The sequence below is a fragment of the Tatumella sp. UBA2305 genome (genome assembly GCF_002345795.1).
Classification (GTDB): Bacteria; Pseudomonadota; Gammaproteobacteria; order Enterobacterales; family Enterobacteriaceae; genus Tatumella; species Tatumella morbirosei.
The window spans coordinates 1-26,621 of record NZ_DDVT01000010.1; the positions used below are offsets into that span (position 1 = coordinate 1).

Annotated in this window: 24 protein-coding genes; 8 read left to right on the top strand and 16 right to left on the bottom strand. The window is 51.0% G+C overall.

Features of this window, described 5'->3' with window-relative positions:
* Nucleotides 1-39: 39 nt before the first annotated feature.
* Genes hemG through pepQ form a run of 4 tightly spaced genes read right to left on the bottom strand, consistent with a single transcriptional unit; the run spans nucleotide 40 to nucleotide 4,015 of the window.
* The gene (gene hemG / locus B3Z23_RS03845; RefSeq protein WP_294901741.1) at nucleotides 40-576 is read right to left on the bottom strand and encodes a menaquinone-dependent protoporphyrinogen IX dehydrogenase; all 537 of its coding nucleotides are present in this window, start codon (nucleotides 574-576) and stop codon (nucleotides 40-42) included.
* Nucleotides 577-589: 13 nt separating this feature from the next.
* The gene (trkH, locus tag B3Z23_RS03850) at nucleotides 590-2,041 is read right to left on the bottom strand and encodes a Trk system potassium transporter TrkH (protein WP_294901743.1); all 1,452 of its coding nucleotides are present in this window, start codon (nucleotides 2,039-2,041) and stop codon (nucleotides 590-592) included.
* A 10-nt stretch (nucleotides 2,042-2,051) separates the two neighbouring features.
* Nucleotides 2,052-2,684 carry an IMPACT family protein gene (locus B3Z23_RS03855; protein ID WP_294901745.1) on the bottom strand — a complete coding sequence of 211 codons (633 nt, stop codon included), beginning with the start codon at nucleotides 2,682-2,684 and terminating at the stop codon, nucleotides 2,052-2,054.
* Complete coding sequence (gene pepQ / locus B3Z23_RS03860) at nucleotides 2,684-4,015, bottom strand: Xaa-Pro dipeptidase (protein ID WP_294901747.1); 1,332 nt, start codon at nucleotides 4,013-4,015, stop codon at nucleotides 2,684-2,686. Before pepQ ends, B3Z23_RS03855 begins: the two co-directional genes overlap by 1 nt.
* Nucleotides 4,016-4,199: 184 nt before the next feature.
* Here pepQ and fadB point away from each other — a divergent pair, with 184 nt between their 5' ends.
* Both fadB and fadA read left to right on the top strand, forming a co-directional pair.
* Entirely contained in the window at nucleotides 4,200-6,392 is a 2,193-nt protein-coding gene (gene fadB, locus B3Z23_RS03865) for a fatty acid oxidation complex subunit alpha FadB (protein ID WP_294901749.1), read from the top strand.
* Nucleotides 6,393-7,556, top strand: coding sequence for an acetyl-CoA C-acyltransferase FadA (fadA, locus tag B3Z23_RS03870; protein WP_294901751.1), 1,164 nt, complete (start codon nucleotides 6,393-6,395; stop codon nucleotides 7,554-7,556).
* Between the two features lie 60 nt (nucleotides 7,557-7,616).
* Here the strand turns inward: fadA and fre are convergent, their stop codons facing one another.
* Both fre and ubiD read right to left on the bottom strand, forming a co-directional pair.
* Complete coding sequence (fre, locus tag B3Z23_RS03875; RefSeq protein ID WP_294901753.1) at nucleotides 7,617-8,318, bottom strand: NAD(P)H-flavin reductase; 702 nt, start codon at nucleotides 8,316-8,318, stop codon at nucleotides 7,617-7,619.
* 44 nt (nucleotides 8,319-8,362) lie between these two features.
* The gene (ubiD, locus tag B3Z23_RS03880; RefSeq protein WP_294901754.1) at nucleotides 8,363-9,847 is read right to left on the bottom strand and encodes a 4-hydroxy-3-polyprenylbenzoate decarboxylase; all 1,485 of its coding nucleotides are present in this window, start codon (nucleotides 9,845-9,847) and stop codon (nucleotides 8,363-8,365) included.
* A gap of 275 nt (nucleotides 9,848-10,122) precedes the next feature.
* Between ubiD and rfaH the strand changes: the two genes are divergently transcribed.
* On the top strand, nucleotides 10,123-10,611 hold the full coding sequence (gene rfaH, locus B3Z23_RS03885; protein WP_294901756.1) for a transcription/translation regulatory transformer protein RfaH: 489 nt from the start codon (nucleotides 10,123-10,125) through the stop codon (nucleotides 10,609-10,611).
* Here the strand turns inward: rfaH and tatD are convergent, their stop codons facing one another.
* The 9 genes from tatD to udp all read right to left on the bottom strand — a co-directional run bounded on the left by tatD (nucleotide 10,612) and on the right by udp (nucleotide 18,649).
* Nucleotides 10,612-11,394, bottom strand: a complete 783-nt coding sequence (gene tatD / locus B3Z23_RS03890; protein WP_294901758.1) for a 3'-5' ssDNA/RNA exonuclease TatD — start codon at nucleotides 11,392-11,394, stop codon at nucleotides 10,612-10,614.
* A gap of 81 nt (nucleotides 11,395-11,475) precedes the next feature.
* Entirely contained in the window at nucleotides 11,476-12,234 is a 759-nt protein-coding gene (tatC, locus tag B3Z23_RS03895) for a Sec-independent protein translocase subunit TatC (RefSeq protein WP_294901759.1), read from the bottom strand.
* A gap of 2 nt (nucleotides 12,235-12,236) precedes the next feature.
* Nucleotides 12,237-12,800 carry a Sec-independent protein translocase protein TatB gene (tatB, locus tag B3Z23_RS03900; protein ID WP_294901761.1) on the bottom strand — a complete coding sequence of 188 codons (564 nt, stop codon included), beginning with the start codon at nucleotides 12,798-12,800 and terminating at the stop codon, nucleotides 12,237-12,239.
* 3 nt (nucleotides 12,801-12,803) lie between these two features.
* Nucleotides 12,804-13,049, bottom strand: a complete 246-nt coding sequence (gene tatA, locus B3Z23_RS03905) for a twin-arginine translocase TatA/TatE family subunit (RefSeq protein WP_038015359.1) — start codon at nucleotides 13,047-13,049, stop codon at nucleotides 12,804-12,806.
* Nucleotides 13,050-13,143: 94 nt separating this feature from the next.
* Nucleotides 13,144-14,781 (bottom strand): ubiquinone biosynthesis regulatory protein kinase UbiB, encoded by a 1,638-nt coding sequence (ubiB, locus tag B3Z23_RS03910; protein ID WP_294901765.1) that lies wholly within the window; start codon nucleotides 14,779-14,781, stop codon nucleotides 13,144-13,146.
* Nucleotides 14,778-15,383 carry a ubiquinone biosynthesis protein UbiJ gene (gene ubiJ, locus B3Z23_RS03915; RefSeq protein ID WP_294901894.1) on the bottom strand — a complete coding sequence of 202 codons (606 nt, stop codon included), beginning with the start codon at nucleotides 15,381-15,383 and terminating at the stop codon, nucleotides 14,778-14,780. Before ubiJ ends, ubiB begins: the two co-directional genes overlap by 4 nt.
* Before the next feature lie 11 nt (nucleotides 15,384-15,394).
* Entirely contained in the window at nucleotides 15,395-16,159 is a 765-nt protein-coding gene (ubiE, locus tag B3Z23_RS03920) for a bifunctional demethylmenaquinone methyltransferase/2-methoxy-6-polyprenyl-1,4-benzoquinol methylase UbiE (RefSeq protein WP_294901767.1), read from the bottom strand.
* A 79-nt stretch (nucleotides 16,160-16,238) separates the two neighbouring features.
* Entirely contained in the window at nucleotides 16,239-17,756 is a 1,518-nt protein-coding gene (gene rmuC / locus B3Z23_RS03925; protein WP_294901770.1) for a DNA recombination protein RmuC, read from the bottom strand.
* 131 nt (nucleotides 17,757-17,887) lie between these two features.
* Nucleotides 17,888-18,649 (bottom strand): uridine phosphorylase, encoded by a 762-nt coding sequence (gene udp, locus B3Z23_RS03930; protein WP_294901772.1) that lies wholly within the window; start codon nucleotides 18,647-18,649, stop codon nucleotides 17,888-17,890.
* A 279-nt stretch (nucleotides 18,650-18,928) separates the two neighbouring features.
* On the opposite strand from udp, the gene B3Z23_RS03935 reads away from it, so the two are divergent.
* The 3 genes from B3Z23_RS03935 (at nucleotide 18,929) to rluF (ending at nucleotide 21,459) form a co-directional block, all read left to right on the top strand.
* Nucleotides 18,929-19,717, top strand: coding sequence for a dienelactone hydrolase family protein (locus B3Z23_RS03935; protein WP_294901774.1), 789 nt, complete (start codon nucleotides 18,929-18,931; stop codon nucleotides 19,715-19,717).
* A 163-nt stretch (nucleotides 19,718-19,880) separates the two neighbouring features.
* On the top strand, nucleotides 19,881-20,423 hold the full coding sequence (locus B3Z23_RS03940) for a tetratricopeptide repeat protein (RefSeq protein ID WP_294901776.1): 543 nt from the start codon (nucleotides 19,881-19,883) through the stop codon (nucleotides 20,421-20,423).
* Between the two features lie 166 nt (nucleotides 20,424-20,589).
* Nucleotides 20,590-21,459 (top strand): 23S rRNA pseudouridine(2604) synthase RluF, encoded by an 870-nt coding sequence (rluF, locus tag B3Z23_RS03945; RefSeq protein ID WP_294901778.1) that lies wholly within the window; start codon nucleotides 20,590-20,592, stop codon nucleotides 21,457-21,459.
* Between the two features lie 72 nt (nucleotides 21,460-21,531).
* On the opposite strand, the gene metE is transcribed toward rluF, so the two are convergent.
* On the bottom strand, nucleotides 21,532-23,802 hold the full coding sequence (metE, locus tag B3Z23_RS03950) for a 5-methyltetrahydropteroyltriglutamate--homocysteine S-methyltransferase (RefSeq protein WP_294901781.1): 2,271 nt from the start codon (nucleotides 23,800-23,802) through the stop codon (nucleotides 21,532-21,534).
* Nucleotides 23,803-24,013: 211 nt separating this feature from the next.
* On the opposite strand from metE, the gene metR reads away from it, so the two are divergent.
* Together metR and glpT are read left to right on the top strand one after the other, a co-directional pair.
* Nucleotides 24,014-24,946 carry an HTH-type transcriptional regulator MetR gene (gene metR / locus B3Z23_RS03955; protein WP_294901783.1) on the top strand — a complete coding sequence of 311 codons (933 nt, stop codon included), beginning with the start codon at nucleotides 24,014-24,016 and terminating at the stop codon, nucleotides 24,944-24,946.
* Nucleotides 24,947-25,225: 279 nt separating this feature from the next.
* The gene (gene glpT / locus B3Z23_RS03960; protein WP_294901786.1) at nucleotides 25,226-26,575 is read left to right on the top strand and encodes a glycerol-3-phosphate transporter; all 1,350 of its coding nucleotides are present in this window, start codon (nucleotides 25,226-25,228) and stop codon (nucleotides 26,573-26,575) included.
* Nucleotides 26,576-26,621: the final 46 nt, after the last annotated feature.

The window sequence follows — 26,621 nt, forward strand, 5'->3', positions numbered from 1 at the left end:
AATTTCTGAATGACGTTTTTTTCGGCAAGCCTGCCACTTTTACAGCGTTTTGCCGGTAATCTGTACAAAATTCCTGGCAAATTCAGCTACCTGCGGCCAGTCAGTGTATTCAATTTCTTTCGAAGTATCTGTTTCGCCCCCCGTTATCTTCATAATCAGGCGAATCATCAGTTTGTCGAACCAACGATAACGTGGATAACGTAATGCGCCGGCAGCTACCAGACAACGGTCCGGTTTCCAGGGAGACTGCTCCAGAAATTTACGGGTATAGACGTTCGTTTCCGGTGTGCATTTATCCGCTTTACGCGCTGTAAGGTTGACCGGGATAAAACCACTGATACGAGCCTGCAATTCAGGCAGATGTCTAACAATACAACTATGCAGTTCCTGAGCGAAACGTCCGTAACGAATTGATGCAGCGATCAGCAACCGGTCATAGCCCTGCCAGTTAACAGTGGCAACATCCCGGATATTCACCACATCGCATTCAGTTAACGGCCGGACTTCATCAGCGATAAAACGGGCAATACGTTCAGTTTGTCCATCCCGGCTGGAAAACAATATCAACATCTTCATTCTTCTATATTCCTTACTCTCGCCAGAATGTCGGCGTGAACAGCACTAATAAGGTGAATACTTCCAGTCGGCCAAATAACATCGTCGATATCAGGATCCACTTTGCTTCATCATTCATAGAGGCAAAGTTGTCGGCAACCACACCCAGCCCGGGACCAAGATTATTCAGGGTAGCTGCGACAGCGGCAAATGCAGAGAAGTTATCAACTCCGGTGGCGATGATTGCCAGCATACTGACAAGAAAAACTAACGCATAAGCGGAGAAAAATCCCCATACTGCTTCAAGTATCCGTTCCGGCAAAGCACGATTACCCAGCTTAATGGTATAAACCGCATTCGGGTGAACCAGGCGTTTTAATTCCCGCGATCCTTGTTTACATAACAGCAAAATACGAATGACTTTCAGTCCACCGCCTGTCGAACCTGCACAACCGCCGATAAATGCAGAACACAACAGCAGTATGGGCAGGAAAGAGGGCCAGTGGGAAATACTGTCAGTAGTAAATCCGGCAGTAGTCGCCATAGAGACTACCTGGAAAAAGGCCTGATTAAATGTCTGCCACAAACTATTGTAGGTGTGGTGTATCCAGAGAATCAGAGTCGCTATCAGCACCAGAGTAAACTGAACTCCGATAAATACTCTGAACTCAGGGTCTCGCCAGTAGCCGCGCAAACTACGGCCACTCAGTAAAGAAAAGTGCAGACCGTAGTTACAGCCTGATATCAGCAGGAAGATTGCAATGATGGTATTGATGGTCGAACTGTGAAAATAGCCGATACTTGCATCATGGGTCGAAAAACCACCGATAGCGATGGTAGAAAAACTGTGGCCGATGGCATCAAACAGCGGCATCCCCGCCAGCCAGAGTGCCAGAGCACAAGCTACTGTCAGTAAGACATAAATGAGCCAGAGTGTTTTTGCAGTTTCGGCAATTCTTGGCCGCATCTTATGATCTTTCAGTGGCCCGGGCATCTCGGCACGGTACAGCTGCATCCCGCCGACGCCAAGAATAGGTAAGATAGCCACTGCCAGCACAATAATCCCCATGCCTCCCAGCCACTGCAACATCTGCCGGTAAAATAAGATGGCTTTCGGAAGGGAATCGAGCCCCACCAGCGTGGTTGCTCCGGTAGTCGTCAGGCCGGAAAAGGATTCAAAAAAAGCATCAGTAATCGACAGATGGGGTTGTTCAGCAAAAATAAACGGCATGGCCCCGACACTACCCAGCACTGTCCAGAACAAAACCACGATCAGAAAACCTTCGCGGGGCTTCAGTTCTCCCTTTTGCTTACGGTTAGGCCACCATAATACCGAGCCGATCAGCAACGCCATAATAAATGTCTGGCTGAAGGCCCTGCCTGCACCATCACGATAGATCAGGGCCACCAGACCTGGCAAAATCATGGTGACGGAGAAAATAATGATTAATAAACCCACGATGCGGGTAATAGCACGAAAGTGCATTTGCCTGTCCTTAACAAGATAACGGTTGTTGATTTACCCGCTGAAGCTGTAATTTGCCCCGGCTGAAATCCGTGAGATGTTGTTCAAAGTCATCGACCTGGCCATAGGGTAATGCCAGCATCAGAGTAATATCAGCCTGATAATCACTACGAATGATTTGTCCCTGGTGTAGTTCAAGCATTCGTTCAATCTCAGACAGTTGCCCGTAATCACAACATAGTTTGAATTCCTGCATAGGGACTTTGGTCCGACGGATAAGCATGGAAAGCCCCGTCCTCACCCCCCCGCCATAGGCTTTTACCAACCCTCCGGTGCCCAGCATGATACCACCGTAATAACGAACCACTACTGTCGTGACTTCCCCCAGCCCACTCCCCATTAACTGGGCAAGCATAGGTTTTCCTGCTGTTCCGGAAGGTTCACCATCATCCGAAAAACCCAGTTGCTGTGAATCGTCCGGGGCACCCGCGACCCATGCCCAGCAATGGTGTCGTGCATCAGGATGCAATTCTTTTATTTGCCGGACAAATAACCGCGCCGCCTCAGCCCCTTCAGTATGGGCGAGGTAGGTAATGAAGCGACTTTTCTTAATTGTATCTTCCGTCACACAGAGATCAGATGACGGAATTTCATAAGCATCCATCAGGCTAACTGCAGGTCACGGGTCATGTTTTCGATACCATCATCACGGATAATAACGTTATCTTCAATGCGGATACCTCCGTACGGCCGCAGTTGATCAATACGCTGCCAGTTAAAGTGCTTACTGAAACTTCCCTGCCGCCAGGGAGACAACAATGAATCAATAAAATAGAGACCCGGTTCTATTGTCAGCACCATCCCGGGCGCCAGGGTACGGGTACACCGCAGCCACGGGTAGTGAGATGGCGCAGCCAAATGTGTCCCCTGATCATCCTGCATAAATCCGGCGACATCATGCACCTGTAAACCCAACAGATGACCCACGCCATGTGGCATAAAGACTGAAGTGATATTTTCACTCACCAGAGCTTCTTCGCTAAGTCCGGTCACCAGGTCAAACTCGCACAAGATACTGGCAATTCTCTGATTCATCTGCAGATGATAGTCTGCATAATTGGTGCCTGCCTGCAGAGTGTTGATCAATGCCTGCTGATGCTGATCCATCCGGGTCACCAGATCAGCGTAATCAGACCCTGCATCTGCGGCATAACTGCGGGTCAGGTCGGCAGCATAACCATTATATTCGGCACCGGCATCCAGCAGAAAGCTAAGGGAAACCTCAGGAGCATGGAAATCCAGTTGTGTGTAATGCAGGTAAGAGGCATGTTCGTTCAGTGCCACAATATTTCCATAAGGGACATCAGTATCACGCTGCCCTGTCGCCAGCAAATAGGCCGAATTGATCTGAAACTCACTCTGACCAGAGAAAAAAGCCTGTCTGGCAGCCCGGTGACCCGCCACCGCAATTTTCTGCGCCTCACGCATGCAGAACAGTTCATAGTCAGTCTTAAAACTGCGGTAGTAATGAAGATAATCAATAACAGCCTGCGGATTGATATGCGATTCAATAATCCCTAATTGCCGGCCACGTTCGGTAACCGGGCCAATATAAGCCACCCGCGAGCGGTCAGCCGGTAAAAGTTGAGCGATATGTGCCTTGTCGCGCAGTTCAGTGATCTCAAATTCATCGGTCCAGAAACTCTCAGGGACCTGTTCCGGTTTATGCCAGTAATCCACCGGCGAATAAAACCATAATTTTGGTTTGCTGACCCCATCAATCCATAGCCAGCAGTTAGGATTCTGAGTGACAGGCAGCCAGGCTTTAAATTGCGGATTCACCTTAAAGGGATAAGTGTGATCATCAAGAAATACATTCTGCAATTCTCCGGAATGGATGAGTAAGGCTTCCAGATTACCGGCTGCCAGAACCTGCTGAGCATGCTGCTGCAATGTCATCAGATGCGATTTATACAGTTCATTTAGTGAATTCATCCCAAGCCTCTTCGCCGTTCGCATTTTTGATTATTTTAACACAGCTCTTATCCTGATGCCGTGCCCGCCACTGATGTGATCCTGGTAACAAATAAGATGCAATTAATTTGCAAATAAACCACCAAAATTTCACACTCAATCATCTGGTACGACCAGATCCCTTTCGCAAATGCAGGAGGCTGACATGCTCTATCAGGGCGATACACTTACCCTAAGCTGGCTCGATGATGGCATCGCCATGCTGGAATTTAATGCCCGGGGTTCAGTTAATACTCTGGATACCGGAACAATCCTTAGTTTAAGTGCCGCACTTGACAGGCTTGAAGCCCTGCCAGAGCTCAGGGGCCTGATTCTGGCTTCGGCTAAACCTGCGTTTATTGTCGGTGCGGATATTAATGAGTTTTTATCTCTGTTTGCAGCCGATGATCAACAGATTCATCAATGGCTGATATTTGCCAACCAGACGTTTTGCCGCCTTGAAGACCTGCCAGTTCCCACCCTGTCGGCCATTAACGGTTACGCACTGGGCGGCGGCTGTGAATGCGTACTGGCAACCGATTTTCGTCTGGTCGCTCCGGATGTCCGGATCGGCTTACCGGAGACCCGGCTGGGCATTATCCCGGGCTTCGGGGGGACTGTGCGGCTGCCGAGGCTCATTGGCGCCGACAGCGCCCTGGAAATCATCACCGCAGGTAAAGATGTTGACGCAGAAACCGCACTACATCTGGGCCTTGCCGATGCTATCGTCCCAGTCGATAAGCTTCGGACCGCCGCTGTCACCATGCTGAATGAAGTCAGTACAGAAAATTACTGGCAGGCTCGCCGCCGTCAGAAACTGGCGGCATTAAAACTAAGCCCCGTCGAGGCCGTAATGAGCTTCACCACGGCCAAAGCGCTGGTCCGGCAAAAGGCGGGGCCTCACTACCCAGCCCCTCTGACGGCAGTCAAAACCATTGAGGCCGCTGCAGGTATGGCACGCGATGATGCATTAACCGCAGAAAGGGCCGCTTTCATCCCGTTGGCAAAATCGGAAACGGCACGGGCATTAATTGGCATTTTTCTGAATGACCAGTATGTCAAAGTGCTGACACGGAAAAAAGCCGCCCGCACCACTGCCCCTACACTGGCTGCAGTGCTAGGTGCCGGAATTATGGGCGGTGGTATTGCCTGGCAATCTGCCCGTCAGGGTATTCCGGTCAAAATGAAAGATATTAATCAGCAGGCTCTGGATTCCGGAATCAACGAAGCGACCCGATTATTAAGCGATCAACAGCAGCGCGGGAAAATTACTCCTCTGCAGTTTGCCGGCATTCTATCCGCGATTCATCCGACACTGGATTATACCGGTTTCGAACAGGTCGATATCGTGGTTGAGGCGGTCACAGAGAACCCACAGATTAAGATAAAAGTACTGACAGAGACAGAACAACATCTTTCGGATCATGCCCTGCTGACCTCCAATACCTCGACGATTCCCATCAGCCTGCTGGCCCGGCAGCTCAGCCGACCGCAGCAGTTTTGTGGGATGCACTTTTTTAATCCGGTCCCCAAAATGCCACTGGTTGAAATTATCCGGGGTGAACAGACCGCAGAAGCCACTATCGACAGAGTCATTTCCTGGGCTATCGCCCTCGGCAAAACACCGATTGTGGTTAACGATTGTCCGGGATTTTTTGTGAACCGGGTATTGTTCCCTTATTTCGCCGCCTTCAACCTGTTACTGCTGGACGGCGCAGACTACCGGCATATAGATAAAGTCATGGAATCTGAGTTCGGCTGGCCGATGGGACCCTCATGGTTACTGGATGTGGTGGGAATTGACACAGCATTCCATGCTCAGCAAGTTATGGCGAAAGGTTATCCGGAAAGAATGCAGATTCCTGACAAGGATGTGGTAAGTACACTGTTCCACGCCGGACGCTACGGGCAGAAAAATCACCAGGGCTTCTGGCTCTGGGAAACCGACCGCAAAGGCAAAATGAAGAAAACGGCCGATCCGCAAACTTCAGAATTACTGGCAGGGGTTTGTGCCCCCTCCCGCTTATTTACCGATGAAGAAATACTCCAACGGATGATGATTCCGATGATCAATGAAGTGGTGAGGTGTTTTGAAGAAAATATCATCGCCTCTCCGGCAGAAGCTGATATGGCGCTGGTTTACGGGCTGGGATTCCCCGCATTTCGCGGCGGTGTTTTTCGTTACCTTGACAGCCTGGGATCAGACCATTTCCTGCAACAGTCCGCACAGTTTACCGGATTATCACCACTGTACCATGCGCCGGCATTGCTAACGGAAAAAGGCCGTCAGCAGCAGAGTTGGTATTCCCCTCCGGCGCCGATAGCAGGTCCCCTGAATTCTGACCAAGGGAGAGCGTAAATGGAAAACGTTGTGATTGTAGAAGCGTTGCGAACCCCAATGGGCCGTTCAAAGGGCGGGGCGTTCCGTCATTTACGGGCTGAAGATCTATCTGCGCACATAATGCAGCAAATTCTGTTGCGTCATCCGGCACTGGATCCGGCATCACTGAGCGATATTGTCTGGGGGTGTGTGCAGCAAACCCTCGAACAGGGATTTAACATTGCACGCAATGCGGCTCTGCTGGCCGAAATTCCGGTGCAGGTACCGGCGACCACCGTCAACCGGCTATGTGGTTCATCCATGCAGGCACTGCATGATGCCAGCCGCGCAATTATGGTAGGAGATGCCGACAGTTGCCTGGTGGGTGGTGTCGAACATATGGGACATGTTCCCATGTCTCACGGGGTAGATTTTCATCCGCAGCTTAGCAGAACCGTGGCGAAGGCTGCCGGTATGATGGGACTGACTGCTGAAATGTTGGCCCGGATGCACGGTATCAGCCGTGAACTACAGGACAGTTTTGCGCTGCGTTCACACCAGCGGGCATGGCAGGCAACCATCAGCGGGCAGTTCCTGCGGGAAATCACCCCGGTTTACGCTCATGATGCCGGGGGCGTGTTGTTCCGGATGAGTTGTGACGAAGTGATTCGCCATGACACCAGTATGGAAAGTTTAGCCGCCCTGCCACCGGCCTTTGACCCCGTCAATGGCAGCGTCACTGCCGGGAATTCTTCAGCACTCTCGGATGGTGCGTCAGGAATGCTGATAATGAGTGAAAGCCGCGCCCGTAGCCTCGGATTACCAATGCTGGCCCGGGTTCGCAGCATGGCCGTAACCGGATGTGACCCGTCACTGATGGGCTATGGCCCCGTCCCGGCAACACGGTTAGCGTTGCAGCGTGCCGGACTGAGCATTGCTGATATTGGGCTATTTGAACTTAACGAAGCTTTTGCTGCACAGACGCTGCCCTGTATCAAGGATCTCGGGCTGGCAGATCAACTGGATGAAAAGGTCAATCTGCGGGGAGGTGCAATAGCTCTGGGGCATCCACTCGGCTGTTCCGGCAGTCGAATCTGCACTACGCTTATCCATCAGATGCAAGAACATGATGTCGAATTTGGTGTCGCCAGCATGTGCATCGGGCTCGGTCAGGGAATAACGACCGTTTTTGAACGGGTATAAAATGCCGCAGGCGTGATGGTCATCCACCGTCACGCCTGCGTTGATATCAGACCGACAACATCAGATAAAGGCGAATGCATCACCGTAAATCTGGCTACTGACAGCGTCACGTTCAGCGCAGAAACGATCACGCGCAACTTTCGCCATTTCGAAACGACCGGCAATGTAGATATCGTAGTTTTTCAGAGAAGAGTAATCCTGAATGACTGTCGGTAATACTGTCCCGGTACGACCCTGCCAACTGTCATCAGGCTGCTCGACCACCGGCACAACTTTCAGGTTAGGATGCCGTACCGCCAGGGCATTCAGTTCTTCCAGATCATAAATATGCTGAGGTTCACGTCCTCCCCAGTAAATGGCGATTTCGCGTTGGGGGTTCTGTGACAGGGCAGTCAGCAGGATAGAGCGCGCATAAGAGAATCCGGTACCTCCGGCGACCAGAATAATCGGACGATCACTGTCATCCCGCAACCCTGCATTACCATGTGGCATATCGACCGTAATTTTCCGCTGTTCACGGATACGGTCCATAACCGCCATTGCATACAGGTTATGGTCTGAAGCCCCGATATGTAGTTCGATAATATCTTTTTCCATTGGGGTTGATGCCAGTGAGAACGGACGTTTATCGTTCTCTTCCATCACGACCATCAGATACTGTCCTGCCTGAAAATCATAGTCGGACTCTGGAACTAACCGGACCCGATAGACAGTGTCGGTAATAGTTTCTACAGAAATTACTTTACAGCTTAATCTTGTCATGCATTCCCTCTGTCGGGTCATCAACTAAATTGGGTGGTTGTCGGTTAACGTTTGGGTTGAGGTTCGAAAATTGCCAGCTCATCCCAGATTTCATCAATCCTTGCCGTGACACGGGGATCTTTGACGATCGGTCGTCCCCATTCACGATCCGTTTCTCCCGGCCATTTATTCGTGGCATCCATACCCATTTTCGACCCCAGCCCGGACACCGGTGAAGCAAAATCCAGATAGTCGATGGGTGTGTTTTCAACAATCACCGTATCTCTGGCCGGGTCCATCCGGGTGGTAATCGCCCAGATAACATCATTCCAGTCACGGGCATTCACATCATCATCGCAGACAATGACAAACTTAGTGTACATAAATTGTCGCAGGAACGACCATACCCCAAACATAACGCGTTTCGCGTGTCCGGCATATTGTTTCTTCATTGTCACTACCGCCAGCCGGTAAGAACAACCCTCCGGGGGCAGATAAAAATCGACAATTTCAGGAAACTGCTTAATCAGAATCGGGACCAACACTTCATTCAGAGCCACCCCGAGGGAGGCAGGTTCATCTGGCGGACGGCCGGTGTAGGTTGAATGATAAATGGCCTGCTGGCGTTTGGTAATATGCGTTACCGTAAATACCGGAAAGTTATCCACTTCATTATAATAACCGGTATGGTCCCCGTAAGGGCCTTCCGGAGCCATATCACCCTGTTCAATATATCCTTCAAGGATAATTTCGGCACTGGCCGGGACTTCCAGTTCATTAGACAGTGATTTGACGACCTCAGTCTTAGTGCCTCTCAGCAATCCGGCAAAAGCATACTCCGATAAACTGTCAGGGATAGGGGTAACCGCGGCCAGGATAGTTGCTGGGTCTGCCCCTAAAGCCACAGAAACCGGAAAACGTTCTCCGGGATGGGCTTTACACCATTCCTGAAAATCAAGCGCACCACCACGATGAGACAGCCAGCGCATAATCAGCCGGTTCCTGCCAATCACCTGCATACGATAGATGCCAAGATTTTGTCGTTCTTTATGTGGCCCACGGGTGACCGTCAGGCCCCAGGTAATCAGCGGGGCAGCATCTTCCGGCCAACAAGTCATGACAGGAACCGACGCCAGATCGACCTCATCGCCTTGTAAGACTATTTCCTGGCAGGGAGCATGACTACGACGCTTGGTTGGCATATTCAGTACTTGTTTGAAACGCGGCATTTGTTCAAATAAGTCACGAAAACCTTTCGGCGGGCTGGGTTCTTTAAGGAATGCCAGCAGTTCACCGACATCACGTAACGCACTGACATCCTCCTGCCCCATCCCCATCGCCACCCGTTTGGCAGTACCAAACAGATTACAAAGTACCGGCATGTCATAGCCTTTAGGATTTTCAAACAACAAGGCTGGTCCGCCGGCCCGTAGCGTCCGGTCTGCGATCTCGGTCATTTCTAATGCAGGATCAACAGGGTAACTGATTCTTTTTAACTCGCCACGCTGCTCAAGTTGTTGCAGGAAGTCTCTTAAGTCCTGATATTTCATGAGGTTTTTACTTTGTTGCCGGAGATAATCTGGTCATTATAGGGATGTTCGCATCAGGATGCTGAAATTTATTAACCCTCTATGCGGGTGAGTGATAAATTATCCGTGTTCACTGCCGGACTATCTGACGCAGCAACTCACGGGGTTCAGCACAGATTAAAAATAATTAAATTTCCGCTAACAGCAAAGGCTACACCACTGATTTACGTTAATGAATAGCCTATAACTCTGTTACCGGTTTTGCTATTCTTGGCTGCCTGCTATCTGGAGCTGTTATGGAATCATGGTACTTACTTTTTTGCAAACGTGGTCAGCTGTTGAGGGCCCAGGAACATCTGGAACGTCAGGGTGTTGCCTGTATGAGTCCGATGATTGAGGTAGAAAAAACAGTTCGCGGTAAACTCAGTAAGGTGAGTGAGCCTTTGTTTCCAAATTACTTGTTTATCCGCTTCTCGCCTGAAGTTATTCATACCACGACCATCGCTGCTACCCGTGGCGTCAGCCACTTTGTCAGATTCGGCGCTCTGCCTGCGACGGTCCCGGAAGAAGTGATTGAGAGCATCACCAGTCACGATTATCAGGCACTTCTGTCAGAAGAACTGCCCCGGCAGGGAGATGAAGTCGAGATTATCGCCGGGACATTCGAGGGCTTACGGGCGATTTTTGCCGAACCGGAGGGTGAATCCCGCTCAATATTACTGTTGAATCTGTTGAATAAGCAGGTCGTCCGCAGTGTCAGCAATCAGCAATTCCGGAAAATCTGATTAGTTCAACCGAAATAACTGCCGCGCATTATGATCAATCTGTTGTGCCAGTTGCTCAGTCTCTTCATTTCTCCAGCCAGCAACCTGCTGCACAATGTGTGGCAGGAAGCAGGGTTCATTTCGTCGTGAAGGTGGCCGGGGATGCATATCTCGCGGAATAAGGTACGGAGCATCAGTTTCCAGCAGCAAACGGTCACCCGGAATTAACGTCAGTAACTCTCTTAACTCCAACCCCCTGCGTTCGTCACAGACCCAGCCAGTAATTCCCACCGACAGACCTGCGGCCAGACACTCTTCCAGTTCCTGACGGTTGCCGGTAAAGCAATGCACTACCGCTGCCGGTATTTTGTCGAGCCAGGGGGATAAAACGGCCATAAAGCGCTGATGAGCCTCACGACAATGCAGGAATACCGGTAGTTGCAACTCAGCCGCTAGCGCCAGTTGCGCATCAAATGCGTATTCCTGTTGATTATGGTCGGAGAGATTACGGTTGAAGTCGAGCCCGCATTCACCGATTGCAACGACTTCGGGCTGGCCAGCCAGGCGGCGCAGAGTTCCTGCCGTTTCCTGTGACCATTCACTGGCATGGTGGGGATGAACGCCAGCAGTGGACCAGCAATATCCGGAATGTTGTTTCGCCAGCGATAATGCCTGCTGACTCTCCAGTGCGTTAGTTCCGGTGATAAGCATTCCGGATACCCCTGCCGCGCGCGCGCGGGCTACCACTTGCTTACGATCCTTAGCAAACTGCGTACTGGTCAGGTTGACTCCAATATCAAACATAATTTTTCCCAAAAATCTCAACCACCCTGACGGGTGGTTTTAGTTAGCCCTTCACGCAGTGACGGGACCTGAGTTGGGAGCTCAGGAGTCTGTATCCTGATCCTGGTCCTTATCCCAACGTCCTTTTCCTACGTAGTAACGTGAGAAGAATACGCCGACTTCGAACAGGCAGTACATCGGAATAGCGAGCAAAGTTTGGGAAAAAACGTCCGGCGGGGTTAATAACATACCCACCACAAATGCCCCTACCAGCATATAAGGACGTTTCTTTTTCAGATCATCGGGCGAGGTAATCCCGGTCCAGCACAGCAATACAATCGCCACCGGCACCTCAAACGCCACCCCGAAAGCGAGGAACAACGCCATCACAAAATCGAGGTAATTACTGATATCTGTAGCAATCTGTACGCCGTGCGGCACGGTTTTGGCAAAAAAACCAAACGCCAGCGGGAACACCACAAAATAAGCAAAGCAAACACCAATGTAGAACAGTAACGAGCTGGAAAACAGTAACGGCATTATCAGCTTGCGTTCGTGCCGGTAGAGCGCGGGTGCCACAAAGGCCCACAACTGGTAGAGAATCACCGGTACAGACAGAAAAATCGAGACAATAATGGTGAGTTTAATCGGCGTAAAGAAAGGTGATGCAACATCCGTTGCAATCATGCTGGCACCCGTAGGCATCTGACGAATCAGTGGCGCTGCCACCAGTTGATAGATGTCATTGGAAAAATACACCAGGCAGAGAAATATCACCAGCACGGACACAATGCAATAAAGCAAGCGCTTACGTAGCTCAATCAGGTGGCTGATCAGCGGTTGAGTATCTTGTACTTCCATGATTATCGTTCTTCGCTTACCGGTGAGGCAGGTTTAGTATCGGACACGGGTTCCGTTTTAACACTGCTGGCTGTCTGATGTTCTGCTTTCACTGATGTTTCTGCAGAAGAGTGTGTTGGGTGCTGAGGCACTTCTGCCGTTGTCCCGGTCTGTACCGGAGCTGGCGGATTCACTGGTTCCGGGGCAACATTGGTGGCTGGCTGATGAATGGTTGGCTGCTCACCGGAAGTCGCGGTATTTGCCTTATCATCCTCGCCTTCAAGGTCTGTGGCCTCCCGGTAAGTCCGTTTCATCGATTCGGCCGTTTTCCGCAGTTCGTCCATTGACTCCTTCAGCTCTGGCGAAAGAGTGCCTTTACCAGCCTCTTCCACTTTTTTCAGGCTATCCTGTAACTCCTGCAGTTTTAACTCCTGAGCCAGTTCATTCTGTACATTGGCTGCCAGAGAGCGCATGGCACGGATCCAGCCAACGACTGTTTTCACCGCCACAGGTAACCGTTGAGGCCCAAGCACAATCAGACCAATCACGAATATCAGTAAGAGCTCACTAAAACCTATATCGAACACGGGTTATACCTGATCGTTGTCTTTACGGGATTCTTCTTTCTTAGAAGAAGTAGGTAATTCGTCAGAGAGTGGTTTTGCGGGGAAATCCGCATCTTTACTCTTTTTATCATCTTCATCGCTCATGGCTTTTTTGAAACCTTTGATTGAAGATCCTAAATCCGACCCCAGTCCACGCAGTTTTTTGGTACCAAACAACAGCACCAGAATGACTACAATGATAAGTAACTTCCAGATACTAATGCCGCCCATTTCTTAACCTCTGAAGATCTATGATCCAACAAAACACAGCGTGTAAAAACACCTCATTCCCCCGACAGTAGCGCGTTTGGGATAAGGCTGACAATCAGTTTGTCTTACGCCAACCGATGATCCATGTTAACACACCAGCAACAATCAGTATTGCCGAAGTAACATCCCACTGCGGTCGGCCGATAGCAATGGCCGTACCACTTAACATAAATACTGCCCCCATCCCCAGCAGATAGCGGGCCTGACTGTGCCGGACACGCTGAGCATTCATTTCAAGGGCCAGTTTATCTACACTATGCTTCAGTAATTTATGCTGCCGCATTCCGTCATAAAACAACTCCGGCAGCTCAGGTAATTTTTCAGCCCAGGAAGGCGCTTTTGATTTTACTGCCCGCCATATAGCGGGTAAGCCAACCTGATCTTTAATCCATTCTTCAAGGAAAGGTTTGGCCGTTTTCCACAGATCCAGTTGTGGGTACAGCTGACGCCCAATGCCTTCAACATACAATAATGTTTTCTGTAACAGAACCAGTTGAGGCTGAACTTCCATATTGAACCGACGTGCGGTATTGAACAGATTGAGCAGCACATGACCAAATGAGATTTCGGCCAGCGGCTTTTCGAAAATAGGTTCACACACTGTACGGATAGAAAATTCAAAATCTTCCACATTCGTATCCGGGGGAACCCAGCCGGAATCGACATGCAGTTCAGCGACCCGCCGGTAATCGCGATTAAAGAAAGCGATAAAATTTTCTGCCAGATAGCGTTTATCATCTTTATTTAAAGAGCCAACAATTCCGCAGTCGATACCAATATATTGTGGATCTTCCGGGTGCTCGTAACTGACAAAGATGTTGCCAGGGTGCATATCTGCATGGAAAAAGCTGTCACGAAACACCTGGGTAAAAAATACCTGAACACCACGTTCAGCCAGCAATTGCATATTAACGCCATGTGCTCTCAGGGTGGCAGTGTCGGAAATGGGAATTCCGTAGATCCGCTCCATCACCAGCATGCTTTCACTACAATAGTCCGAATAAATCAGAGGGACATACAACATCTTACTGTTGTCGAAATTTCGCCTCAGCTGAATGGCATTTGCAGCTTCGCGTAGCAAATTGAGCTCGTCAATCAACGTTTTTTCGTAATCCCTGACGACTTCGACCGGCCGTAGCCGTCTGCCGTCAGGCAGCAAACGTGGAACCCAGCGCGCCAGTCGGTAAATCAGCCGCATATCCGCTTTGATAACTGGCAGGATATCCGGGCGGATAACCTTAATAACAATATGCTGACCATTCTCTTTCAGGGTCGCAGTGTGGACCTGAGCAATCGAAGCAGATGCCAACGGGGTGATTTCAAAATCGTCAAACCATTGTTCCACCGGTCCGCCAAGGGACTTTTCAATTTGTGCTTTCGCTCTGATGCCGTCGAAAGGAGGAACTTTGTCCTGCAATGCGGACAGTTGATCAGCAATCTCCGGTGGAAACAAATCTCGTCGTGTTGACAGCATCTGACCGAACTTAATCCAGACCGGTCCGAGTTGTTCAAGTGCCATCCTTAAACGTACACCCAACTCTTCCTTCGGGTGACGATTAGGGATCCAAAAGATACACCGCCGCCAAAGACGCACCAGCAAAGTCAGACGGGTCCTTGGGATCAGTTCATCCAGGCCATGAGACAAAAAAATACGAATAATGAAATAGAGTCGCCGAATTTCTCCAACAGTCATTTCTTCTCCCATTGCGCCAGCCGCGCATCCAGCGCTGCCAGCTTTTTGTCCAGTGCCGCTGTTTCTTCACAAAACCACGCCACTTCGAGTGCGCCAGGTGCTGCCCGCCATTCCTCGGTCAGTGTTTCTCCCAGTTGCCGTTGCCTGCTGCTGATATCCTGCCGGACAAAGGAAAACAATCGTTGTCCTGCCCGGCTGATTCCCTGAGCAACAATATCTCCGACAAACGGTGCCAGATACTCCGCCGGATCCAATTCGGCCAGATCCATCAGTGCTGAAAACTGCTGAATAACCTGCAGATCGCCCTGTACATCCAGTTTTCCCTGACGAATCAGTGAGGTCAGATTCTGCCGGTCACGCAACTCTGGCAATACACCTAATGCCAGTGAGACAGTACAATCGCTGCTGTCCTGCCAGTCACCCACCACATCCAGTTGCTGTTCACCGAAAACCAGCACCAGTGGCCGGGAAAACTCACTGAATTTCAGTGTCAGAACTTTCCCTTTCAGTCGCTGACGTGCCGGTTTCAGGCCGCGATCCTGATAAAGAACACGGTTAAGCACATTCTCAATCGTCGCTGTCAGCAGTGGCATCGCCGTCATTGCTGTGAACATCAGAATTTATACCCACGGTGGAGGGCAACAATGCCTCCGGTCAGGTTGTAATAGGAGGTATTTTCGAACCCAACATCGTTCATCATCCCTTTCAATGTTTCCTGATCCGGATGCATACGAATAGATTCCGCCAGATACCGGTAGCTTTCGGCATCTCCGGCAACAATCTGACCAATGCGCGGCAGAATGTGAAAAGAGTACGCATCATAGGCCTTACTGAGCGGTTCAAGCAGCGGTTTGGAAAATTCCAGCACCAGCAGGCGACCACCGGGTTTCAGTACCCGGAACATTGACGCCAGCGCTTTTTCTTTCTCGGTCACGTTTCTCAGGCCAAAAGAGATAGTAATGCAGTCGAAATAATTATCAGGGAAGGGTAGCGCTTCGGCATTTGCCTGGACATAGCTGACGTTACCAGAGACTCCCCGGTTACGTAGTTTCTCGCGACCCATCTTCAGCATTGAACTGTTGATATCGGCCAGCACGACCTGACCCGTTTCCCCTACCAGTCGGGAGAATTTAGCGGTCAGATCACCGGTGCCACCGGCCAGGTCGAGTACCCGTTGTCCGCGACGGACACCACTGCAATCAATGGTAAAACGTTTCCAGATGCGATGGATACCCATCGACATTAAATCGTTCATCAGGTCATATTTTGCTGCCACGGAATGGAAAACATCGGCAACTTTTTCAGCCTTTTCGTTTTTTGCAACGGTCTGAAAACCAAAATGCGTTGTTTCCTGAGTTTCCTGAGATTCATCTGCCATCGGTATTACCTGCTATGTAATCAATACTGTCTGAAGTGTACCAGACTCCCAGAGGTCAGGCACGTTACCGCACTACTATTCAGCATTTCCCCCGGGGATTTTCACTATTGTCCCACGGATTCCCGGAAGCGACCAGTGAGCTTTCGTTTTCGCGTTCAGTTTCCTCGACTTCGGAGTCAAAAGAGAGCGCTTTTTCCGTGATTTTCGGATCAATCGGGCGACGAACCTCAACTCCCAGCCGACGAAACGCTTCCGTGCGGGCTATCATATTTCCGCGCCCTTCAGTCAGTTTTTTCATCGACTGTTGATAGCTGTCCCGTGCCTTATCCAGGTGGCTACCCATCGCCTGCATATCGTCGACAAACAGTCGCATCTTGTCATATAAACGCCCGGCTTTATCGGCAATCTGCTGGGCATTCTGACTTTGGTGTTCATAACGCCAGAGATTACTGATAGTGCGTAATGCCACCAACAGGGTGGTCGGGCTGACCAGCATTATATTTTGCGCTAACGCCTCGTTTACCAGTTCAGGCTCTCTGTCGAGTGCCAGCAAAAAGGCCGGTTCTACCGGAATAAACATCAGTACGTAGTCCAGCGAACGTACACCGGGTAACTGCTGGTAATCTTTTCGGCTAAGTAAACGAAGATGGCTACGTACAGCGCCGATATGTTCCCGGACCGCCTGCTCCCGCAGCAGATCATCCTCAGCATTAAAATAACGTTCATAAGCGACCAGCGTCATTTTTGCGTCAATCACGACATCTTTATTTTGCGGCAAATGTACAATCACATCTGGCTGAAAACGTCCGTCATTTCTGTGAACACTGACCTGGGTCTCATATTCATACCCCTCCCTCAATCCTGAGGCTTCCAGCACCCGGCTGAGGATTACTTCGCCCCAGTTGCCCTGGGTCTTATTATCGCCTTTCAGAGCGCGGGTCAGGTTAACGGCTTCACGGGCCATTTGACTATTCAGTTTTTGTAACTGGCGGATTTCATGTGTAAGCGTATGCCGCTCACGGGCTTCACTGCTGAAACTTTCGTTGATTTGTCGACGAAAACCTTCCAGCTGTTCCCGCAACGGTGTCAGTATTCCGTTCATACTTTGCCGATTTTGCTCGTCAAAGCGCCGTCCACTGTTTTCAAAAATCCGCCCGGCCAGATTTTCAAATTGCGCAGCCAGCCGCTGTTCACTGTTGAGCAGTAAACGCTGCTTCTCTTCAGCCGCCAGACGGGTTTCTTCCAGCCGGGTGGTCACCTCACGCAGTTCTGATTCCTGCACCCGGTGAATATCCGCCTGATGACGCAGTTCCTGGTTCAACTGCCCGGCCTGTTCACGCCAGTAGGCCAGTTGTTGCAGCTTCTCCTGCTGCGCGGCCAACTCAGCATGCAACTGGCGCAGTTCGGCCTCTTTTTGTCGCGTGTTTTGCTGTCCGCTACCGAGCTCCTGCTGCAGCCGCTCTATCGTCGCCTGCCCCGCCTGTTGCTCTGCCTGATAACGCGCCAACTGATGACCGTTACGCAGTGCCGATACCAGCCAGCCCAGAACAGCACCGCCCAGTAACAGGCATCCTGAAATAATGAATTGCGTGTCCACCCGCTTCTCCGCTTAACACTTTGTCAGAGGAAAGGTAGAGTGGCACTGTATAGATGTCCAGATATTTTTACAGCTGAGGATTTCCGGCTAAAGACAGCAATCAGGCTATCCTGCCGGAAGAGTGAGGAGGATTACAATAACGCTTTGGCCGCATCGACCACGATTTTTACTGCCTGACTTTCGGTCTGCTTCATGGTAGCGCTGTCCGGGATCTCTTTCTGGGTACGGTTGACTATCACTCCGGCTATCATACCTGCCCGTAGTCCCTGGCTGGCACACATCGTTAGCAGGGTTGCTGACTCCATTTCATAGTTCAATACCCCCATCGACTGCCACTCCTCCATAGAGCCTCTGAACGCTTTCACCACTCTGCCAGAGAAGGTGTCATAACGTTCCTGCCCCGGATAAAAGGTATCTGAAGAAGCCGTAATGCCGATATGGGTGGTCGCTCCGGCGCGGCGGGCAGCCTCTGCCAGCGCAGTGGTACAGGTAAAATCGGCCACTGCCGGAAACTCAAGTGGCGCAAAATGCAAACTGGCCCCATCCAGACGGACCGATGCAGTAGTTACCAGCACATCCCCCACATTAATATGCGGCTGTATCGCCCCGGTCGTCCCCACCCGCAAAAACGTCCGGACTCCCAGCTGAGCCAGTTCCTCTACCGCAATCGAGGTAGAAGGCCCACCAATCCCAGTGGAACAGATAATGACAGGTTTAGCCTCAATAAAGGCTATCCAGCTGCTAAACTCACGATGGGATGCCAGCTGACGCGGACTATCCATCAGTTCCGCAATTTTTTTCACCCGATCCGGGTCACCGGGCACAATCGCCAGTGTGGCTCCCTGAAGATCGGCTTTAGTCAGTCCAAGATGAAAAACGTCGGATTGCGACATAAGTACCTCAATCAGCAGCTAGTGAATAATGATTCAATTGTACTTGAAGCACCGGTTTTTTATGTGACAAAAATCAACCTTAAAATCTGACATTACATACCTTGTAAGCAAAATATAGATGCAGATCGCAAATCTCTCGGTAAAGCTGATTATTTCCCGATCACCGGAGCAATCCTGAACCACATTTTGTAAAACACCAGAGGTAGACTGGAGCAGGAATAAAATTTTTTGGTATGGCGACGTTCTGTTCGGGAATTAACAACTTTACGGGAGTCCTTCATGAATAGTTCAATCGGCAATCAGGGCAGTACCGCAGATGCAGTTCACTGCACAGAAACTACGCTCCCGAGCCGTGGTGATTTATTACCGGCTTTTCTGGCAAAACCCTCACAATCTGTATCTGCCCCGTTTCCCGTCATCCTGGTGGTGCACGAAATTTTTGGTATCAACGATTATATCCGCGATATCTGCTGTCGTCTGGCGAAGGCCGGTTATCTGGCCATCGCTCCTGATCTGTTTTTCCGTCATGGTGACCCCGCCAGTTTCAGCTCCCCGCAACAACTGAAAAATGACCTGGTTGGCAAAGTGGCCGATCGTGAGGTGCTGGCCGATCTCGATCATGCCGCTAACTGGGCAGCGACCCATGGCGGTGATCTGCGACGACTGGGGCTAACCGGTTTCTGTTGGGGGGGAAGAATTGCCTGGTTGTATGCCGCCCATAACCCGCAATTACAGGCTGCCGTGGCCTGGTATGGCCATCTGCATCCGCAAATCACTCTGCGCCAACCGGTGACCCCGGTCGATGCTGCCGCCAGTCTGACGGCACCGGTTCTCGGCCTGTATGGCGCTTTGGACCCGATGATTACCGCAGAAAACATCGCACTGATGCAGCAGGCATTACGCGCGGCCAATTCTGATTCTGAAATTATTACTTACCCTGATGCCGGACACGCTTTTCATGCTGACTACCGGCCAAACTATCATGCAGAGTCGGCACAGGATGGATGGCAACGAATGCTGGAATGGTTCGGCCGCCACGGAGTCTCTCCCGCTCATCCGCACTCTTAACCTGATTCCGCCTTTTCTGTCCTGTGACGGTGAAAATTCAGACGGACTCCGAAGGCACGAAAAATTATCCGGGATAGAATCAGGCTTTACTGAGCACAGACCCGGTCCCTGTGACACAGTTGTCAGGGGGCTGTTTGTTTCGGTCATGGACAGGAAAAGCCTTATGAAAAAAATGCTCTCTGTGGGTATTGTGGCGATCTCACTGACCCTTAGCGGCTGCAGCACGATAAACAATTTCTTCGGTGGGATGTTCTCCGGAAATGATCGCACGCCGGTACGCGGTGATGAAAAAGTCTTGCAAACCCATGTTCAACAGTGCGATACCGGTAAGGTCGCTGAGGATTGTATTACTGCAGGTTCAATGTATGAACTTCGTGGCGGTGACAACTATCGTCTGGCAATGGACTTCTACCAGAAAGGTCTGGCACTGCATTCACCCGACGCTTATCAGGCAATTGGTCATTTGTTTGAAAATGGCTACGGCGTGACACAAAGTTACTCTGATGCCCGTAAGTGGTATCAGCAAGGAGCGGATGCGGGAGATGGTAACGCGATGCTGTATCTGTCGAATATGTACCGCTACGGCTATGGTGTCAGCAAAGACCGACGCAAGGCCCTTGAGTATGCCCGCATGGGATGTAAAAAAGGGAATATTCTTGCCTGTGCCGCACAAAAGCAGCTGTTAAGACCTGCTGCCAAAAAATGAAATTCATTCCCGCCCGCCAGTATCAGGGCGGGTGTTAATACGGCACATTGCTGAGTTATGACAGTTGTAACAGCCCCTGAAATACCCGGGGAACATTGCAATACACCAACAGACAGTTTTAAGCATCGCCCGGCTGAGGTATAGTCCGCTTTTTTCCGGAGAATTCATGCTGACCAATTCATCGACCCGCCTGAACAAATACATCAGTGAGAGCGGTATTTGCTCCCGTCGTGATGCCGACCGTTTTATTGAGCAAGGCAACGTATTTATTAACGGTAAACGTGCAACCGTTGGTGACCAGGTGTATGCCGGTGATGTGGTGAAGGTTAATGGTCAGCTGATTGAGCCAAGGAATGAAGAAGACTTAGTGCTTATAGCCCTGAATAAGCCGGTAGGTATTATCAGTACCACTGAAGGCAGCGAAAAAGACAATATTGTTGACTTCGTCAATCACAGCAAACGAGTGTTCCCAATTGGACGTCTGGATAAAGATTCCCAGGGACTGATTTTTCTGACTAACCATGGTGATCTGGTCAATAAGATCCTGCGGGCCGGTAATGACCACGAAAAAGAATATGTGGTCACCGTGAATAAACCGGTCACCGACGAGTTCATCAAGGGCATGGCTGCCGGGGTGCCCATGCTGGGTACGGTGACGAAGAAATGTAAAGTAAAGAAAGAAGCACCCCAGGTGTTTCGCATTACACTGGTACAGGGGCTTAACCGACAAATCCGTCGCATGTGCCAGCACTTCGGATTCGAAGTGACCAAACTCGAACGGGTACGTATCATGAATGTCAGCCTGAAGGGGTTACCTCCCGGGGAGTGGCGTGATTTTACCGATGATGAGTTAATCGAATTATTCCGGCTGCTGGAAAACTCAACCTCACTGGACCCGGCGGAGAAAAAAAATAAACCTAAAACCGCTGCTGCGAAGAAAAGCCCGTCCGGAAGCAGAGTAGCAGATAAACCAGCAACTCCCCCACCGGCTCGTAAGCGCTTTAACCAGCCGGGCAGAAAGAAAAAGGGCCGCTGATTGTCTGATTCTGACGACCAATCCGCTGCCAGGCGGGGCGTATCACTCGCCCCGCCTGGCATTACCCATGGTTTACACGACCTCTGTCCGTAGTTTTTTAGCCGCTTCCACCATATTCGCCAGTGCCTGACGGGTTTCACTCCAGCCACGGGTTTTCAGGCCACAATCCGGGTTGACCCATAGCCGCCCGGCGGGGATATGTTGAGCCGCTTTACGTAGCAGGTTTTCTATCTCAGCCACCGCAGGGACATTCGGGGAGTGGATATCGTACACCCCCGGGCCTATCTCGTTCGGATATTGAAACTGTTCAAAGGATTCCAGTAACTCCATATCTGAACGTGAAGTCTCGATAGTGATGACGTCAGCGTCCAGTGCTGCGATAGAGTCCATAATGTCATTGAATTCGCAGTAACACATATGGGTATGGATCTGGGTGTTATCGCCGGCGACGGCGGCATTCAGGCGGAATGCCTCTACCGCCCAGGCCAGATAGTCAGCCCATTCCGACTGATGGAGGGGTAGCCCTTCACGCAAGGCAGGTTCATCAATCTGGATAATACCAATACCGGCATTTTCCAGATCAGCCACTTCATCGCGCAGTGCCAGCGCAATTTGTCGGGCAATGGTCTCGCGGTTCACATCTTCGCGCGGGAATGACCAACAAAGAATAGTTACCGGACCGGTCAGCATGCCTTTTACTGGTTTGTCGGTCAGCGACTGCGCGTATTTAGCCCATTCGACCGTAATGGGCTGCGGACGACTAATGTCTCCGATGATGACCGGGGGTTTTACACACCTCGAACCGTAACTCTGTACCCAGCCGTTCTGAGTGAAAACAAACCCGTCCAGATGTTCACCAAAATATTCCACCATATCGTTACGTTCAGCCTCGCCATGTACCAGCACATCCAGCCCCAGACGTTCCTGCTCGGCAATCGCCTGGCGGATATGGCCAGCGATGCCAGTGCGATAGCTGGCCCGGTCCAGTCGCCCCTGCTTAAAGTTGAGGCGCAGTCCACGAATTTCACTGGTTTGTGGGAAGGAACCAATCGTTGTAGTTGGCCACGCCGGGAGTGAAAATCGTTGCTGTTGTGCCTTTGCCCGGATCAGGTAGCCATGTTGCCGCTGGCTGTCGTTGGCGGTAATCGCCCCTAGTCTGCCCGAAACCGCATGATTATGTACCCGGGATGAGTGTGCACGGGCACGGACTGGCGCACTCCAGGCTTCCAGAGAGGCCGGTTCTTTATGATTCAGTGCGTCACGCAGCAAGGCCAGTTCCCCACACTTCTGCAGTGCAAACGAAAACCAGCTTTTTACTTCGTCATCCAGCCGGGTTTCACTGCGCAAATCTATCGGGCTATGCAGTAAAGAGCAGGATGTCCCAATCCATAGTTGTTGACGCTGCGCCACCAGCGGCTGCAACCGCTGATACCAACGGCTAAGATCCGCCCGCCAGACATTCCGGCCATTAATCACCCCGACTGACAGCAACCAGTCTGCAGGTAATTGCTCATTCAGAGACAAAATATCATCACTGCCATGTACCAGATCGACATGCAGCCCCTGGACAGGTAACTCCCGGATCACCGGTAAATTCTGACCAATACTGTCGAAATAGCTGGTTAATAACAGGCGCGTAGTCCCCTGCAGAGCCTGATAAGCGGGCTTAAAGGCATTCAGCCATTCCTCCGGCAGTTCCAGAGACAGGATGGGTTCGTCAATCTGGACCCACTCAATATCCCGTTTTGCCAGCTCCGCCAGCAGTTTCTGATATACCGGCAGGATTTCCGGCAGCAAAGATAACCGGTCAAAGGCGGTTCCTTTGACTTTCCCCAGCCACAGGTAGGTGACTGGCCCCGTCAGCACCGGTTTTACCCGATGGCCAAGGGCCAGGGCCTCATCCACTTCATCCAGCAACTGTGTCCATGACAGAGTGAAGGTCTGGCCCTGACTAAATTCAGGCACGATATAGTGATAATTGGTATTAAACCACTTGGTCATTTCCGCTGCAGCCGCCGGCTTTCCGGTGGGCGCACGTCCCCGTCCAATCCGGAACAGAGTATCCAGATCCAGAGCCCCCCCGACATTACGGTGCCTTGCGGGGATATTTCCCAGCATCAGGCTGGTTGTCAGTATATGGTCATACCATGCGAAATCGCCGACCGGCAGCAGATCGACGCCCGCTTCTTTCTGCTGTTGCCAGTGTCTGGCACGTAACTGGCGACCCGTCTCCAGCAGTTCCTTTACCCCGCACTCACCCGCCCAGTAACTTTCCAGGGCTTTCTTCAGTTCGCGCTGCAGCCCAACGCGCGGAAATCCTAATGTATGATTCAGAATGGTCATGGCACTCAATTCCTTTCAGTAAAAAGACCTCGGGGACATCTGCCTAATCCTGGCGCGCTACGGGGAAAATCATCATGTGGCCTGCCAGCACTTACGGCCTTCTGAAAGATTTTTCAGATGTTTAGCCGTCCAGATGTTTACACATCCATATTCAGCAGGTAGTGTACTATCCACAAGCGCAAATTATTCAATATCACTATGAAGGTCTCTCATGATCGAGATTAAGCACCTGAAGACGCTACAGGCTCTCAGGACCACGGGATCACTGGCAGGTGCGGCAGCACAATTACATCAGACGCAATCTGCGCTCTCTCATCAGTTCAGTGATCTCGAGCAGCGTCTCGGTTTCCGTTTATTTGTCCGTAAAAGCCAGCCGCTGCAGTTTACGCCGCAGGGTGAAATTTTATTGCAACTGGCCGAACAGATCCTCCCGCAGATCCAACAGGCTTTACAATCCTGCCATGAACCTCACCAGACCAACCTGCGGATTGCGATTGAATGTCATAGTTGTATTCAGTGGCTGACACCAGCGCTGGATATTTTTCGCAGTAACTGGCCTCAGGTGTCGGTCGATTTTAAATCCGGAGTGACATTTGATCCTCAGCCAGGGTTGCAGCAGGGCGAACTGGATATTGTGTTAACTTCCGATATCCTGCCACGTAGCGGTTTACATTACTCACCGCTGTTTGATTTTGAAGTGCGGCTGGTCATGGCGCCAGATCATCCGTTGGCAACGAAAACGCTCATCACTCCGGAAGACCTGACCGGTGAAACGCTGTTAATTTATCCGGTTCAGAGGCAGCGTCTTGATATCTGGAGACATTTCTTACAACCGGCCGGGATAAGTCCGGAGCTGAAGAGTGTGGATAATACGCTGCTGTTAATTCAGATGGTGGCCGCAAAAATGGGGATCGCTGCACTGCCGCACTGGGTGGTGGAAAGTTTTGAGCGCCAGCAACTCATTGTGACCAAAACACCCGGCGACGGCTTATGGTCCCGCCTGTATGCAGCGGTACGCGACGGCGAACAGCGTCAGCCGGTGATTGATGCCTTTATCCGTTCGGCACGCCAGCATGCCTGTGATCAGCTGCCTTTTGTCCGCGATGCTTCACGACCTGCGGCTCAGAAAAGTATTTCCGCTTAACACCCTGCTCATACTGCGACATGCTCCTCCCTGACAGCTGCGGATTTGCTGCTTCCTCTGGTCTGTCGCAGAGTCTGCTGACGACCCGGAAATGACCACGCACTGGTTAAAAATTCATAAATAAACACACTTTGTCATAAATTTGTAACAACTGTGCACTCAGTCAAGGTAATTACTGACATGATGGCTACTCTATGCGCGGTATCCAGCCCCCGGACCTGATCCGGCAGTCAGCCCCGGTGGCGTTTTCAAGGAAAATCTTCCCCCGGAGGGACCTTCATGCTGAGTCTGTTTAAACCCGCACCCCATATATCCCCTGCCGATCCGGCAAAGGCAGATGCATTATATCGCCGCCTGCGCTGGCAGATCTTTATTGGGATTTTCGTCGGCTACGCTGCTTACTATCTGGTTCGTAAAAACTTTACCCTGGCTATGCCTTACCTGATTGAACAGGGATTTTCCCGCGGAGACCTTGGGTTTGCCTTATCCGGAATATCCATTGCTTACGGATTTTCTAAATTTATTATGGGATCGGTCTCTGACCGCTCTAACCCTCGTGTATTCCTGCCCGCAGGGCTGATTATGGCGGCGCTGGTGATGCTGGTGATGGGTTTTGTCCCTCAGGCGACCTCCGGCATTATGGTGATGTTTGTACTGCTGTTTATCTGTGGCTGGTTCCAGGGAATGGGCTGGCCACCGTGTGGCCGGACCATGGTCCACTGGTGGTCACAGAAAGAGCGCGGCGGAATTGTATCGGTCTGGAACTGCGCACACAACGTCGGCGGAGGAATCCCGCCATTGCTATTTTTACTCGGCATGGCCTGGTTCAATGACTGGAAAGCCGCACTCTATATGCCAGCCATTGTGGCTATTCTGGTTGCATTGCTGGCCTACGGATTAATGCGTGATACCCCCCAGTCCTGCGGTTTGCCACCGATTGAGGCCTGGAAAAATGACTATCCGGTAGATTACGATGAGCGGCAAGAGGTCGAGTTAACTGCACGGCAAATTTTTATGCAGTACATCCTGCCCAATCGCTTACTGTGGTACATTGCACTGGCCAATGTGTTCGTCTATTTACTGCGTTACGGCATTCTTGACTGGTCACCGACCTACCTGAAAGAAGTGAAACACTTTGCTCTGGATAAATCCTCCTGGGCCTATTTTTTGTATGAATATGCAGGGATTCCGGGCACCTTATTATGCGGCTGGATGTCCGACAAAGTGTTCCGTGGTAACCGCGGACTGACCGGGGTATTTTTCATGGCGCTGGTCACCATAGCCACCCTGATTTACTGGATGAACCCGCCAGGCCATCCCGGCATTGATATGGCCTGTATGGTGGTGATTGGTTTTCTTATCTATGGTCCGGTAATGCTGATAGGTTTACATGCGTTGGAACTGGCCCCCAAGAAAGCCGCCGGAACTGCCGCAGGCTTTACCGGGTTGTTTGGTTATCTGGGGGGGTCCGTTGCAGCCAGCGCCATTGTCGGATATACCGTTGACTTCTTCGGTTGGGATGGCGGATTTATTGTGATGCTTGCCGGTTGCGTACTGGCGGTCTTGCTGCTGCTGCTGACAACCCTCAGTGAGAAGAAACATAAGCAGAAACTCAACCTGCAGCCTTAATTTTCTTTTCCCGGCCCCATAGCACCAGCACAGTAACACTCTGTGC